The organism is Rhodanobacter thiooxydans LCS2 (assembly GCF_000264375.1).
GTDB classification, from domain to species: Bacteria; Pseudomonadota; Gammaproteobacteria; order Xanthomonadales; family Rhodanobacteraceae; genus Rhodanobacter; species Rhodanobacter thiooxydans.
In genome coordinates this window covers 1-207 of record NZ_AJXW01000160.1, presented here as the reverse complement: position 1 = coordinate 207, position 207 = coordinate 1, and the positions used below count along the sequence as shown (strand labels likewise).

Below are 207 nucleotides of genomic sequence, written 5' to 3'. Positions count from 1 at the left end.
AAAATCACAACCTCTCAGCGCCCGGTGAACAGCCGGGTCAGGCGGCGGAACAAGCTCGGCTTCGCCGGGTGCGCGTGCTCGGCGGACTTGCCCGAGGTCACCGCGACCTGCCGCGACGGACGGTTGTGGCCGACGCCCGCGGACTCGGCCGCGCCGCGCTCGCGCGGCGGGCGACGCTCGCCCCGCGGGGCGCGGTTGCCTTCGGCG

1 pseudogene is annotated in these 207 nt (G+C 75.8%); it reads right to left on the bottom strand.

The window, feature by feature from the left end:
• Positions 1–14: 14 nt before the first annotated feature.
• A pseudogene (locus tag UUA_RS19725) lies at positions 15–207 on the bottom strand (ATP-dependent RNA helicase RhlB); the annotation flags it as partial.